We start from the raw sequence: 13,275 nt of genomic DNA, 5'->3' as shown, positions 1-13,275 counted from the left end.
GGCACCTTGTTTAGGAATCTAAAATATTTAATCTGACTTCTTGATAGAACGTCGGAAACGTACCCTTGAGCAAAAGAAGACATCAAACATGGCGCCACACAGGCGGAGATGGAGGCGGATATAGATACATCGATGATCTGACAGAAACTGAACTCGCCGCTCGCAACGCTGAAGAGAAACTTTATAGAGAGAGAGCAGAGAGAGAACAGGCGTATCTGGATCGAGCCATAAGAGAGTCAAAAGAGCGATCCATCATATTAGCGCAGCGTAAAAAGGAAGAAGACCAGCGCTGCGGCTATGTCTTCTCCAAATCCCGAAAGCTGCCAAACGGCGTCATCGACGGTATGACGCGTTGCGACTTCAGCGTTGTTGAAGTCCTGGAGGATTATGGCGACTGGGCGGCCCTTGGTACCGGCGTTGCAATAGGGTCGGGACCTGCAAGTCTGAAACTTCTGACCCCTGCGTCCAGTTCAACAAATATTGCTGCGAGACTTGGCGGCAGCTTGTCTCTTGAAGTCATCGCTAAAACAGTTAGCCCCGCCGTAACAAGAGGCGCTGTGGTTGGCACACTCGCGCTTCTGATGCCAGCCAATACGGACAAAGACAGTGCGTTTTACAAGCGCGAGCAGTACGACCTCTTAACGCTTGGCCGAACGCAAGTACGACTTAACGTCAAGCAGCTGTCGGATGGCAGTGTAGATGCCTATGGATTCTACACAGGCAACCATCCGGAGTGGCAGAAGGTTCCGATCGTTAAAGCGGTCCCGCGCGGCGAAGAATTCGTGGCAGAACTGGATCAAGGCATCAATCTGATCTGGACACCGGCAACGGATACAAGTGAAGTGCTAGGCGTTCCTGCACTTGAGGCCAAGTCATTTCCAAAACTGATCTTGGTTTATCCGACCAGCGAGCGGGCGCAACAGAATCACGAAAATCCAGTGCTCCCCGTCGATTATCGGGATGCGATTCTGGTTTTCCCTGTAGATACTGGCTTACAGCCTATCTATGTTGCGCTGAGTCTGTCAGAAACAGGCTACCATCCTCCGCCAAAATCACTTCAAGGTTTTCCTGAGGCAGTAAATATAAAGCGTTTTACTTCTGTCAAGGGCGGTGGGGGATTGAGAAAGCGATGGAGGATCGCAAAAGGGCTGATTCTGGAGTGGGATTATCAGCATGGAATGGTAGAAATGTACAATAAACGAGGGAAACACTTAGGCGAATTCAACCCTGAAACAGGTACACAGACCAAAGATGCTGACCCTAAAAGGAGTATTGAACCATGAAGTACCTACTTGAAGCATTCGATAAAAAAACCGAGATACTGGCGTTTGAGAGGGAAATCCCCGCCGGCAATGATGAACAACTCAAAAGCATCATGGGCTGGACATCCGAGCAGTTGGGCTATGAAGGCTACAACCTTGACGATGCTCAATTGAAAGCCATCGTTAAGATTCTAGGTGACGACAGCCACGACCCAAACTACGACTATCAATTGACATGCAACGTTGACGACTATTAACAAAGACGGCCTTACTCGAATTGAGGGAGCTTTTTACCGCTTCACGTTACGCTGCTATTGGAGTACTGAGCGTATGCATCGCACTCTTCTTCTCAAGATGATGAATACGCTCAGTGAAGACGCTTTACTTCTGGCCAGATAACTTGGCACAGGCCAAAGCGGCCGGACCTAAAAGTATCGAAACAATGAAATACCTACTTGAAGCATTCGATAAAAAAACTGAATTTCTCGCTTTCGAAAAAGAAATCCCCGCCGGCAATGACGAACGGCTCAAAAGCATCATGGGCTGGACATCCGAGCAGTGGGGCGATGAAGGCTACAACCTGGACGCCGCTCAGTTGGCAGCCATCGTCAAGCTCATCGGTGATGAAACCCATGACCCAAATTACTTCTACCAACTGACATGCAACGCTGACGACCTTTAAACAAAAACGCCCCGATCAGATCGGGGCGTTTTGCGTTACCGGCTACGTTACGCGGCTATCGACGTCTTGAGCTTGTTCATCGCACTCTTTTCGAGCTGACGAATACGCTCGGCGGAGACGTTGTACTTCTGCGCCAGGTCGTGCAGCGTGGCTTTTTCTTCTGCCAGCCAGCGCTGGTAGAGGATGTCGCGGCTGCGTTCGTCCAGCACGTCCAGCGCCTGATGAAGATTGGCGGTGGAGTTGTCGGTCCAGTCGGAATCTTCCAACTGACGCGCCGGGTCGTAACGATGGTCTTCCAGGTAGTTGGCCGGCGACTGGAATGCACTGTCGTCGTCAGCTTCGGCTGCCGGGTCGAAGGCCATGTCGTGGCCGGTCAGGCGGCTTTCCATCTCCCGCACTTCACGTGGCTCGACGCCCAGGCTTTCAGCGACGCGATGCACTTCGTCGTTGTTCAGCCAGGCCAGACGCTTCTTCTGGCTGCGCAGGTTGAAGAACAGCTTGCGCTGCGCCTTGGTCGTAGCGACCTTCACGATGCGCCAGTTGCGCAGGATGAACTCGTGAATTTCAGCCTTGATCCAGTGCACGGCGAAAGACACCAGACGCACACCCATTTCAGGGTTGAACCGCTTCACGGCCTTCATCAGACCGACGTTACCTTCCTGGATCAGGTCAGCCTGAGCCAGACCGTAACCGGAATAGCTGCGTGCGATGTGCACGACAAAACGCAGGTGGGCGAGAACCATCTGCCGAGCCGCCCCCAGATCCTGCTCATAATAGAGACTCTCAGCCAGTTCACGCTCCTGCTCGGGCGTCAGCAGCGGAATGCTGTTGACCGTATGCACGTAAGCCTCAAGGTTCGCACCCGGGACTAAGGCATAAGCAGGTTGCAAAGAATTGGTCATACGAAAAAACCTCCAGCGCACATAAATGTGCAGTTCAGCACTGCCAGATTGACTTGGAACCGCGAGACAAGTTCCTTGATTTTCAGAAGCCAATCTGGTGAAACCATTTAAGCTCTACCGTGGCGCCAGTTCACGCAAGTGACGGGCGACCGCAATCCAAGCACCGATATACCCTAACAACACCGCTCCAAGCAAGAGCGAAAAACCATCGCCCATCGGCACACCTGTGAGCGCGAAGTCACTTCCGTACAGCCCCGCCAATCCGGTCACAGCACCATTCAGCCAGTTCAGGCCATAGGCAAGTACGCCCCAGGACAGGATGCCCGCCCCGAAACCGTACAGCGCGCCCATATAAAGGAAGGGCCTGCGCACGTAGCTGTCAGTCCCGCCCACCAGCTTGATCACTTCGATCTCGGTGCGACGGTTCTCGATGTGCAGACGTATTGTGTTACCAATTACCAACAGCAAAGCCGAGACCAGCAGAACCGTCAAGCCGAACACAAACCGGTCGCCCAGCTTGAGGATGGCTGCCAGGCGCTCGACCCAGACCAGATCGAGCTGGGCCTGCTGCACCTTGGGCAGCTCGGCAAGGCGCGCGCGCAAGGCTTCCAGCGCAGGCTTGTCGACTTCATCGGGTGTTACCAGCACGACGCCGGGCAACGGGTTTTCCGGCAGTTCCTTGAGCGCCTCGCCCAGTCCGGACTGCTGCTGAAACTCGCCCAGTGCCTGCTCGCTGCTGATGTACTCGGCATCCGCAACACCGGGCATCGCCTTGATCTCGTCGCGCATGCGAGTGCCATCGGCTGTGCTGGCGTCCAGGTTCAGGTAGATCGATATCTGCGCTGCTCGCTGCCAGGAACCGCCCAGACGCTCGACGTTGCTCAACAGCAGCGACAAGCCCATGGGCAGACTCAGGGCGATGGCCATCACCAGACAGGTAAAGAAGCTGCCGATGGGCTGCTTGCCCAGACGACGCAGGCTGTCGACCAGACTGGAGCGATGGCTTTCGAGCCAGGCTGAAAGCAGAGTGCTGAAGTCCGGCCCGTCATCGTCGTGATCATGGCGTTGTTTTTTCTGTTTTCCGGGTGCGGGATCAGCGGCCTTGGGCGCGACGCGCTCCGCAACCTTAGGACTGCGTGTGGCACTCATACCCCGGCCTCCCCGTCGCCGATCAGACGACCGCGTTGCAGGGTCAGCATGCGGTGCCGCATGCGAGCGATCAGTGCCAGGTCATGACTGGCGATGAGCACACTGGTGCCCAGTCGGTTGATGTCTTCGAACACACCCATGATTTCCGCTGCCAATCGTGGATCGAGGTTACCGGTCGGTTCGTCCGCCAGCAGCAAGGCCGGGCGGTGAACGATGGCGCGGGCAATACCGACGCGTTGCTGTTGGCCGGTGGAGAGGTCACCGGGGTACAGGTCAGCCTTGTCGGACAACGCCACGCGATCCAGCGCCGAATCGACGCGCTTGGCGATTTCAGGCTTGGACAGCCCGAGAATCTGCAAGGGCAGCGCGATGTTGTTGAACACTGTGCGATCAAACAGCAACTGGTGATTCTGAAACACCACACCGATCTGCCGACGCAGGAACGGGATCTGCGCATTGCTGATCTGGCCAAGGTCCTGGCCAGCCAGCATCAGTTTGCCGGTTGTCGGGCGTTCCATGGCCAGCAACAGGCGCAGCAGCGTGCTCTTGCCCGCCCCGGAATGACCGGTCACGAACAGAAACTCGCCGCGACGTACTCGAAAGCTCAGTTCATGCAACCCGACATGTCCATTCGGATAGCGCTTACCGACCTGCTCGAAACGAATCATGGACGCTCCCGCTCCGCAAACAGAGCCTGAACAAAGGGTTCGGCTTCGAAGGTGCGCAGGTCATCAATACCTTCGCCCACGCCGATGTAACGAATGGGCAGCCCGAATTGCTTGGCCAGCGCGAAGATCACGCCGCCCTTGGCGGTGCCATCGAGCTTGGTGAGGGCAAGACCGGTCAGTGTCACCGTCTGATTGAACTGCTTGGCCTGGTTGATCGCGTTCTGACCGGTGCCCGCGTCGAGCACCAGCAGCACTTCGTGCGGCGCATCTGCGTCGAGCTTGCCGATCACGCGGCGCACCTTTTTCAACTCTTCCATCAGGTTGTCTTTGGTGTGCAGACGACCTGCGGTGTCCGCGATCAATACGTCGATACCCCGCGCTTTGGCGGCCTGCACGGCGTCGAAGATGACCGAAGCGGAGTCAGCGCCCGTGTGCTGGGCGATGACCGGAATCCTGTTGCGCTCGCCCCAGACCTGCAACTGCTCGACGGCAGCGGCACGGAAGGTATCGCCTGCGGCCAGCATGACTTTCTTGCCTTCAAGCTGCAGTTTCTTGGCCAGCTTGCCGATGGTGGTGGTCTTGCCTGCGCCGTTGACGCCTACGACCAGAATCACGAACGGCTTGTGCTCGGCCTTGATGACCAGCGGCTGCTCGACCGGCTTGAGCATCGTAGCCAGCTCGCCTTGCAGCGAGGTATAGAGCGCCTGAGCATCCGTCAGCTGTTTCCGGGCGACCTTCTGGGTCAGGCTCTGGATGATGACCGACGTCGCCTCCACACCGACATCGGCCGTCAGCAGGCGGGTTTCAATTTCTTCGAGCAGGTCATCGTCGATGGCCTTCTTGCCCAGAAACAGGCTGGCCATGCCTTCGCCGATGCTGGCGCTGGTTTTCGAAAGGCCCTGCTTGAGACGGGCAAAGAAGCCGACCTTGCCGGTTTCAGGCTCTTGAACCGGAGCCGTGACAGGCGCGAGCGCCTGAACAGGCTCGACGGCCTGCGGAGCCGGCTGCGCAACTGGCGCAGAGACAACGGGTTCGACCACAGGTTCTGCGACAGGCGCAGGCTCGAGCAGTACCGGCTCGGGAACGCTGACCGGCACAACATCGGCGACAGGCGCCTGCTCCGGCCGAGGCTCTGGAGCAGGTACCGCTGCGTATTGAGGTGTCGACGATACGTGATGCTGTTCGGGAATCGGTGGCGTGACGTGGGGCTCGAGCTCGTCGATCAACGCCACCGACTCTTCGGCCACCGGCAACGTCAGCCAGGGCTGCGGCGAAGGCTCGCCCGGCTCCACATGCGGCTGCGGCTTCGCAGCCTGGGGAACGGATTGAGGGGCAATCAGAGGCTCAACCTGCGGCGTCGCTTCAACGACGGGTTCAGGCTGTGCAGCAGTTGACTCTTGCGGCGCCGGCTCGGCTTCCTGCGGCTTTTTACGCAGCCATCCGAACAGGCCTTTCTTCTCTCCAGCGGCAGCTGGGGTCTTCTTGTCGTCGTTAGAACCAAACATGGAGGACGGCTATCTCAAGGTTGCGGGACGCCAGAGCGCGATCCGGAAAATTCTGACAGTAAAAACAGACTGTATTTAGGACTGCATGTTCACTTTGCAGCCCTCTGTTGGGATATGGTTCAGCTTCGTTTCAAACAGGTTCACCCGCATTTGACAGGTGAAAGCTGTTTCTCACGAAACACCCCATTATCCTAACATCCTCGCGCCTGCCGACGCTAAGTTCAGGCGGTCGCACCAGATCAGGTTCAAATTCACGGATGAATACCTTAACCCGCAGTGCTGCGGCATTACCGCTCAGCACACACGATCTAGCGTTGACGGCATCGACCATCGATCCGCAACCCACTCACGAATTCACCCTCGACAACGGTCTCAAGATCATTGTCCGCGAAGACCACCGGGCTCCGGTGGTGATTTCCCAGCTCTGGTACAGGATCGGTTCCAGCTACGAGATGCCGGGGCAGACAGGTCTGTCACACGCCCTTGAACACATGACGTTCAAGGGCAGCAGCAAGACCGGACCGGGCGAGTATTCGCTGATCCTGCGAAACCTGGGCGCTGAAGAGAACGCATATACCAGTGATGACTGCACCGTCTACCACCATACACTGGCTCGTGATCTTCTGGGTGTAGCGCTGGAGTTGGAAGCAGATCGCATGACGACTCTGACGTTGCCCGCCGACGAGTTCAGCCGCGAAATCGAAGTCATCAAGGAAGAGCGGCGCATGCGCAGCGAAGATGATCCGCAGGGCAAGGCGCTTGAACGCTTCTACGCTCTCGCCTTCCCCTCCAGTGGTTACCACAATCCGACCATTGGCTGGATGGCCGACCTTGAGCGCATGACGATCGGAGAACTGCGCCGCTGGTATGAAGCCTGGTACGCACCCAACAATGCCACGCTGGTGGTGGTCGGTGACGTACAGCCGGGCGAAGTCAAAGCACTGGCAGAACGATTCTTCGGCGCTATTCCACGCCGCGACCTGCCACCGTCGAAAACACCGTTGGAGCTTACCGAACCGGGCGAGCGCAAAATTACCCTGCACGTCAACACCCAACTGCCCAGACTGATCTACGGCTTCAACGTTCCAGGCATGGCCACGGCTGAAGACATGCGCTCGGTCAATGCACTGCGTCTTATCGCAGCATTGCTGGACGGCGGTCGCAGCGCACGTATTGCAACGCAACTCAAACGCGGCGAAGAGCTGGTGTCTGGAGCCTCCACAAGCTACGACGCGTTCACGCGCGGCGACAGCCTGTTCATGATCAAGGCTGTCCCCAATCCCCAGAAGAAAATAACCCTGGCGGACGTCGAAGCCGGCCTCTGGCGCCTGCTGGTGGACCTGAAGACCATACTGCCTTCTGCTGAAGAACTTGAACGCGCCCGGGCACAGGTCATTGCAAACATGGTTTACGAGCGTGACCTGATCGAGAGCCAGGCCACCATGATCGGAACACTGGAAACCATTGGCCTGCCCTGGAAGTTGATGGACGGCGAGCAAGAAGCACTCCAGAGCGTGACGCCGCAGGACATCCAGAATGCCGCCAACCTCTATTTCACCCGCGAGCGCCTCAGCATCGCCCATGTGCTGCCAGAGGAGAAAGTCCAATGAACACGCGCACCGATATACCTCGTACGATTTCTGGCCGGGTCATGGCCGATACCTCCATTGCCCAGTCCGATCTGACAGATGAGGCAACCACACCGCCTCTGGGCAGCAAACTGGAGACCCTCAAAGAGCTGGATGGCAAGGCACCGGCTCGCCGTGCGCTGAACATCCAGACATGGAACACCGCTGAGGGGGCCAAGGTGTTGTTCGTCGAGGCACACGAACTGCCGATGCTGGACATATTTATGACCTTCGCTGCAGGCAGTAGCCAGGATGACAGGACACCGGGCATCGCCAAGCTGACCAGCCACATGCTCGACAAAGGCATCAATGGCAAGGACGCAACCGCAATCGCACAGGGCTTCGAGGCTCTGGGAGCCCAACTTGAAACCGGGGCATATGAGGACAGGGCCACGGTTTGGCTGCGCACCCTGAGTGCGGTGCAAAAGCGTGAGCCAGCCTTGAAACTTTTCAGCGAAGTCGTCGGCAAGCCTACCTTCCCGAGCGATGCGGTGACGCGCCTGAAGAGCCTGATGATTGCCAATATCGAGAATGGCAAGCGGGACCCCGGCGTCATTACCTGGGATGAACTGTACAAAAAAATCTATGGTGATCATCCCTATGCCCATCGAACCAATGGGCATGAAAAAAGCATCAACGCAATTACCCAGGCGCACTTGAAAGCATTCCACGCCAAGGGCTATGCCGCTGGCAATGCCGTGATTGCGATGATCGGCGATCTTTCCAGGGAAGAGGCTCAGGTCATCGCAGCGCAGGTTTCAGCGTCGCTGCCAAAGGGGCCGAAACTTGCGAAAGCGGACGATCCGGTCGAACCCAAAGCAAGCGCAACGCACATCGAGTTCCCCTCCAGCCAGACGCAAATGTTGCTGGGCCAGTTGGGCATCACGCGTAACGACCCGGATTATGCTGCACTGATGGCGGGCAATTCGATATTGGGCGGGAATGGTTTTGGCGGCCGTCTGATGACTGAATTACGTGAAAAACGCGGTCTGACCTACAACGTTTGGTCCAGCTTCCAGACCCCAAAGGCTCCTGGCGTTTTCATGATCGAGTTGCCGACCCGCGCCGAGATGAGTGAAAACACCTTGAAGCTGGTTCAGGAGCTTGTGCGTGACTTCCTCGCCAATGGTCCGACCCAGAATGAGCTGGAGCACGTCAAACGCAAAATAATCGGCAGCTTCCCGCTGGAGGTAGCGGGCAACGGCGCCATTGGCTCCCGATTGGCCGATATTGGTTTCTACGATCTGCCGATATCGTATTTCGATGACTACATGGCAGCCATCCAGAGCCTGACGGTCGAGCAAGTCAGGACCGCAATGAGCAAACACCTGAGTGCTGACAAGATGATCGTAGTGACCGCAGGCCCTACCGTAACGCAGCAAGAGCTACCTGCGCCAATCGAAAAGCCAACGTCTCAAGCGGCTGACGCCAAAGCGCACTAACTGCCATTACGATGTAAAACCTGCCTTTCTGGCTTCGACCCTCCATCAGGTTGCCGACCTGAACCCGCAATCTGATGGAGAACCGCCACAGGCCTTTCTTCCCTTCGGCCACATTCGGAATTCTTCAGTCATCGCTGGAACCGGGCAGAAAGAACAGCTATCTCAGGATTGCCGAGCGTCACGAGGGCGATTCTGAAAGATTCTGACATGCAAAAAAGGCTGCGTTCCGGGCTGCGTGCTCGCTGGGCAATCTCTTCTACGGGTATCGTGCAGCTTCGTTTCAAACAGTTTTCACTCGCATTCAGCCAGTGAAGACTGTTTCTCATGCGTACGGACCAGTATCCTAATACCCCCGCGCCTGCCGACGCTAAGTTCACGCAGGCCGTCCTACAGGTTCAAACCACGAATGAATGTTCTAGCCCGCCGTGCTGCAGGCCTGTTGTTCAGCACAATCTGTTTGCCGCTGACAGCATTGGCCGCCGATCCGCAACCCACTCATGAATTCACCCTCGACAATGGCCTGAAGGTCATCGTCCGCGAAGATCACCGTGCGCCTGTGGTGGTTTCCCAGATCTGGTACAAGGTTGGCTCCAGCTACGAGACACCGGGCCAGACCGGTCTGTCCCACGCCCTCGAACACATGATGTTCAAAGGCAGCAGCAAGACCGGGCCGGGCGAGTCTTCTCTGATCCTGCGCGATCTGGGTGCCGAAGAGAACGCTTTCACCAGCAACGACTACACCGCCTACTATCAGGTCCTGGCCAGCGATCGCCTGAGCGTCGCGCTGGAACTTGAAGCCGACCGCATGGCGACCCTGAAGCTGCCGCCCGACGAGTTCAGCCGCGAGATCGAAGTCATCAAGGAAGAGCGCCGCATGCGCACTGACGACAAGCCGCTTGGCAAGGCGCTGGAACGCTTCAACGCGCTGGCCTACCCCGCCAGCGGCTATCACACCCCGACCATCGGCTGGATGGCCGACCTTGAGCGCATGAAGGTCGAGGAACTGCGCCACTGGTACGAAGCCTGGTACGCACCGAACAACGCCACACTGGTGGTGGTCGGCGACGTCAAGCCGGATGAGGTCAAGGCCCTGGCTGAACGCTTCTTCGGCCCTGTCCCGCGTCGTGACGTGCCGCCGTCGAAAAAACCGCTTGAACTGGCCGAGCCCGGCGAGCGCAAGATCACTCTGCATGTGAAAACCCAACTGCCGAGCCTGCTTTACGGCTTCAACGTGCCCAGCGTGGCCACGGCGGAAGATCAGCGCTCGGTCAATGCCCTGCGCCTGATTGCAGCGCTGCTCGATGGCGGCTACAGCGCACGCATTCCATCGCGACTGGAGCGCGGCGAGGAAGTGGTGTCGGCGGCATCCTCCCGCTACGACGCCTTTGCCCGTGGTGACAGCCTGTTCATGATCAGCGCCACACCCAACGCCCAGAAGAAGAAAACCCTGGCTGACGCAGAAGCCGGTATCTGGCGCCTGCTGGACGACCTGAAAACCAAGGCACCTTCTGCTGAAGAACTGGAGCGTGTAAGGGCCCAGGTCATCGCTGGCGTGGTCTACGAGCGCGATTCGATTACCAGCCAGGCGACCATGATCGGCGAACTGGAAACCGTCGGCCTGTCCTGGAAATTGATGGACGGAGAACTGGAAGCCCTGCAGAGCGTGACGCCTCAGGACATCCAGAAGGCTGCCAACACCTACTTCACACGCGAGCGCCTCAGCATCGCGCACGTTCTGCCTGAGGAGAAAGCCAAATGATCAAGCGCAACGCTCCACGTCATGCGCTGCTTGGCCTGATCCTGGCCGGTACCTTTGCCATCCAGCCTGCTCTTGCGGACGACGTTGCCGCACAGCCACTGGGCAGCAACCTGCAAACGCTCAAGGAACTGGATGGCAAGGCACCGGCTCGCCGCGCGCTGAACATCCAGACCTGGAACACCGCCGAAGGCGCAAAGGTGCTGTTCGTCGAATCCCGCGAACTGCCGATGATCGACATGCGCCTGATCTTCGCCGCAGGCAGCAGCCAGGATGAGAAGACGCCCGGCATCGCCCTGCTGACCAATGCCATGCTCAACGAAGGCGTCAAGGGCAAGGATGTGAGCGCCATCGCCCAGGGCTTCGAGGGTCTGGGTGCAGAGTTTGAAAACGGCTCCTATCGCGACATGGCCGTCACGTCGTTGCGCAGCCTGAGCGCCCCCGACAAGCGTGAACCCGCCCTGAAACTGTTCAGCGAAGTGGTCGGCAAGCCCACCTTTCCGGCCGACTCGCTGGCGCGCATCAAGAACCAGTTGAGCGCCAGCTTCGAATACCAGAAGCAGAACCCCGGCACCATCGGCAGCAAGGCGCTGTTCCAGAAGCTGTACGGTGACCACCCCTACGCACACCCGAGCGATGGCGATGCCAAAAGTATCAATGCCATCACACTGGCTCAGCTCAAGGCATTCCACGCCAAGGGCTACGCTGCTGGCAATGCGGTGATCGCGCTGGTGGGTGATCTGTCGAAGGAAGAAGCACAGGCTGTTGCAGCAGAGGTTTCGGCCGCACTGCCAAAAGGTCCTGAGCTGGCGAAAGTTGCCGACGCGGTAGAGCCAAAGGCCGGCGTCACGCACATCGAGTTTCCCTCCAACCAGACCCTTTTGATGCTGGCCCAACTGGGCATTACGCGTAACGACCCGGATTATGCCGCGTTGACCGTAGGCAATTCGGTCCTGGGCGGCGGCGGTTTTGGCAGTCGCCTGATGACAGAAGTGCGCGAAAAGCGCGGTCTGACCTACGGCGTTTCGTCCGGTTTCAGTGCCATGCAGGCCCAAGGGCCTTTCATGATCAACCTGCAGACCCGCGCCGAGATGAATGAAAACACCTTGAAGCTGGTACAGGGCATTGTGAAGGACTTCCTCGCCAACGGTCCGACCCAGAAAGAACTCGACGACGTGAAGCGCGAACTGACCGGCAGCTTCCCGCTGACCGCAGCCAGCAATTCCGCCATCGTCGCGCAGCTGGGCGCCATCGGCTTCTATGATCTGCCGCTGACTTACCTCGAGGACTACATGACCGCCGCCCAGAGCGTAACGGTCGAGCAGGTCAAGGCAGCGATGAACAAGCATCTGGATGTCGACAAGATGGTCATTGTGACCGTCGGCCCGACCGTGCCGCAGAAAGAACTGCCGGCGCCGACCGACAAACCCACTCGTCAACCTGCAGGGGTTCCGGAGCACTGATGGCCAATCCACGTCCGAAGGGTCATAACGGCCTGGGTCAGCTTCGCATCATCGGCGGCGAATGGGGCAGTCGCAAGCTGACATTCCCCGACGCCCCCGGCCTGCGCCCGACGCCTGATCGCGTGCGCGAAACCCTGTTCAACTGGCTGGCGCCTTATATCGCGGGCGCCAGGGTGCTGGATGTTTTTACCGGCAGTGGCGCGCTGTATTTCGAAGCGTTGTCGCGCGGTGCAAGCATGGGCCTAGCGCTGGACAGCAACGCCACAGCCATCGCCAGTCTGCGCCAGAACCTGACCGCGCTGAACTGCACCACCGGCCAGGTTTCCCACACCGACGCACTGCGCCATCTGGAAACCGCCGTGGCCTCGCCGTTCGACGTGGTCTTCCTGGACCCGCCCTTCCACCAAGGTTTGCTGGCCTCGGCCTGCAACCTGTTGGAAACCCGTGGCTGGCTCGCCGACCAGGCGTGGATCTACACCGAAAGCGAAACGCCGCCCTCGACGACCGGCCTGCCAGGCGCCTGGCGGCTGCATCGCGAGAAAAAAGCCGGACAGGTGTATTACGCACTTTGGCAGCGGGGATAGGATTTAGGCAATCGTTAGAATAGCCATAGGCTATCCAGGTGTGGAAGGCGGCTTGCCGGCGATGGGATATCTGATGAGACACCTCATAGCTGGACTGACGCCATCGCTGGCAGGCCGCCTCCCACAGTCCGATGTTTGCTGCGAGACGTTGCCAATGACGAGGGTCGTGCAGCCAGGCGAACGGTCAGCATGAGCCACCACTCGACCCGCCCCCTCTTACATCCCGCTCCAGTT

General features: G+C 58.2%; 12 protein-coding genes. 8 read left to right on the top strand and 4 right to left on the bottom strand.

The features are described 5' to 3' along the window. The first annotated feature begins 65 nt into the window (after positions 1-65). The 3 genes from JTJ32_RS15880 to JTJ32_RS15870 all read left to right on the top strand — a co-directional run bounded on the left by JTJ32_RS15880 (position 66) and on the right by JTJ32_RS15870 (position 1,944). Positions 66-1,283 (top strand): colicin E3/pyocin S6 family cytotoxin, encoded by a 1,218-nt coding sequence (locus JTJ32_RS15880; RefSeq protein ID WP_210042603.1) that lies wholly within the window; start codon positions 66-68, stop codon positions 1,281-1,283. Next, the gene (locus JTJ32_RS15875; protein ID WP_210042602.1) at positions 1,280-1,519 is read left to right on the top strand and encodes a DUF7683 domain-containing protein; all 240 of its coding nucleotides are present in this window, start codon (positions 1,280-1,282) and stop codon (positions 1,517-1,519) included. Before JTJ32_RS15880 ends, JTJ32_RS15875 begins: the two co-directional genes overlap by 4 nt. Positions 1,520-1,632: 113 nt before the next feature. Then, on the top strand, positions 1,633-1,944 hold the full coding sequence (locus JTJ32_RS15870; protein WP_408004598.1) for a DUF7683 domain-containing protein: 312 nt from the start codon (positions 1,633-1,635) through the stop codon (positions 1,942-1,944). A gap of 47 nt (positions 1,945-1,991) precedes the next feature. On the opposite strand, the gene rpoH is transcribed toward JTJ32_RS15870, so the two are convergent. The 4 genes from rpoH to ftsY form a co-directional block, all read right to left on the bottom strand. After that, positions 1,992-2,846 carry an RNA polymerase sigma factor RpoH gene (gene rpoH / locus JTJ32_RS15865; RefSeq protein ID WP_004884403.1) on the bottom strand — a complete coding sequence of 285 codons (855 nt, stop codon included), beginning with the start codon at positions 2,844-2,846 and terminating at the stop codon, positions 1,992-1,994. Between the two features lie 114 nt (positions 2,847-2,960). Continuing rightward, a complete protein-coding gene (ftsX, locus tag JTJ32_RS15860) occupies positions 2,961-3,995 on the bottom strand; it encodes a permease-like cell division protein FtsX (RefSeq protein WP_210042601.1) in 1,035 nt (344 codons plus the stop codon). Next, positions 3,992-4,663 carry a cell division ATP-binding protein FtsE gene (gene ftsE / locus JTJ32_RS15855; RefSeq protein ID WP_004884405.1) on the bottom strand — a complete coding sequence of 224 codons (672 nt, stop codon included), beginning with the start codon at positions 4,661-4,663 and terminating at the stop codon, positions 3,992-3,994. Before ftsE ends, ftsX begins: the two co-directional genes overlap by 4 nt. After that, the gene (gene ftsY, locus JTJ32_RS15850) at positions 4,660-6,168 is read right to left on the bottom strand and encodes a signal recognition particle-docking protein FtsY (RefSeq protein WP_210042599.1); all 1,509 of its coding nucleotides are present in this window, start codon (positions 6,166-6,168) and stop codon (positions 4,660-4,662) included. The genes ftsE and ftsY overlap by 4 nt, the downstream gene beginning before the upstream one ends. Positions 6,169-6,425: 257 nt before the next feature. Between ftsY and JTJ32_RS15845 the strand changes: the two genes are divergently transcribed. The 5 genes from JTJ32_RS15845 to rsmD all read left to right on the top strand — a co-directional run bounded on the left by JTJ32_RS15845 (position 6,426) and on the right by rsmD (position 13,041). Beyond that, on the top strand, positions 6,426-7,778 hold the full coding sequence (locus JTJ32_RS15845) for a M16 family metallopeptidase (RefSeq protein WP_210042598.1): 1,353 nt from the start codon (positions 6,426-6,428) through the stop codon (positions 7,776-7,778). Continuing rightward, positions 7,775-9,238, top strand: a complete 1,464-nt coding sequence (locus tag JTJ32_RS15840; RefSeq protein ID WP_210042597.1) for a M16 family metallopeptidase — start codon at positions 7,775-7,777, stop codon at positions 9,236-9,238. Before JTJ32_RS15845 ends, JTJ32_RS15840 begins: the two co-directional genes overlap by 4 nt. 406 nt (positions 9,239-9,644) lie before the next feature. Then, positions 9,645-10,997 (top strand): M16 family metallopeptidase, encoded by a 1,353-nt coding sequence (locus JTJ32_RS15835; RefSeq protein ID WP_099229409.1) that lies wholly within the window; start codon positions 9,645-9,647, stop codon positions 10,995-10,997. Continuing rightward, on the top strand, positions 10,994-12,457 hold the full coding sequence (locus JTJ32_RS15830) for a M16 family metallopeptidase (protein ID WP_210042596.1): 1,464 nt from the start codon (positions 10,994-10,996) through the stop codon (positions 12,455-12,457). Before JTJ32_RS15835 ends, JTJ32_RS15830 begins: the two co-directional genes overlap by 4 nt. Further along, positions 12,457-13,041 (top strand): 16S rRNA (guanine(966)-N(2))-methyltransferase RsmD, encoded by a 585-nt coding sequence (rsmD, locus tag JTJ32_RS15825; RefSeq protein WP_210042595.1) that lies wholly within the window; start codon positions 12,457-12,459, stop codon positions 13,039-13,041. Before JTJ32_RS15830 ends, rsmD begins: the two co-directional genes overlap by 1 nt. Positions 13,042-13,275: the final 234 nt, after the last annotated feature.

This window comes from Pseudomonas alliivorans, assembly GCF_017826695.1.
Classification (GTDB): Bacteria; Pseudomonadota; Gammaproteobacteria; order Pseudomonadales; family Pseudomonadaceae; genus Aquipseudomonas; species Aquipseudomonas alliivorans.
Note: the sequence above shows the minus strand (reverse complement) of the source record. Positions and strands in the feature narration are given on the sequence as shown.

What these genes read in the sequence shown, in the direction of transcription:
- JTJ32_RS15875 (WP_210042602.1), top strand. Translation starts at nt 1,280, where the DNA reads ATGAAGTACCTACTTGAAGCATTCGATAAAAAAACCGAGATACTGGCG.
- rpoH (WP_004884403.1), bottom strand. Translation starts at nt 2,846, where the DNA reads ATGACCAATTCTTTGCAACCTGCTTATGCCTTAGTCCCGGGTGCGAAC.
- ftsX (WP_210042601.1), bottom strand. Translation starts at nt 3,995, where the DNA reads ATGAGTGCCACACGCAGTCCTAAGGTTGCGGAGCGCGTCGCGCCCAAG.
- ftsE (WP_004884405.1), bottom strand. Translation starts at nt 4,663, where the DNA reads ATGATTCGTTTCGAGCAGGTCGGTAAGCGCTATCCGAATGGACATGTC.
- ftsY (WP_210042599.1), bottom strand. Translation starts at nt 6,168, where the DNA reads ATGTTTGGTTCTAACGACGACAAGAAGACCCCAGCTGCCGCTGGAGAG.
- JTJ32_RS15845 (WP_210042598.1), top strand. Translation starts at nt 6,426, where the DNA reads ATGAATACCTTAACCCGCAGTGCTGCGGCATTACCGCTCAGCACACAC.
- JTJ32_RS15840 (WP_210042597.1), top strand. Translation starts at nt 7,775, where the DNA reads ATGAACACGCGCACCGATATACCTCGTACGATTTCTGGCCGGGTCATG.
- JTJ32_RS15835 (WP_099229409.1), top strand. Translation starts at nt 9,645, where the DNA reads ATGAATGTTCTAGCCCGCCGTGCTGCAGGCCTGTTGTTCAGCACAATC.
- JTJ32_RS15830 (WP_210042596.1), top strand. Translation starts at nt 10,994, where the DNA reads ATGATCAAGCGCAACGCTCCACGTCATGCGCTGCTTGGCCTGATCCTG.
- rsmD (WP_210042595.1), top strand. Translation starts at nt 12,457, where the DNA reads ATGGCCAATCCACGTCCGAAGGGTCATAACGGCCTGGGTCAGCTTCGC.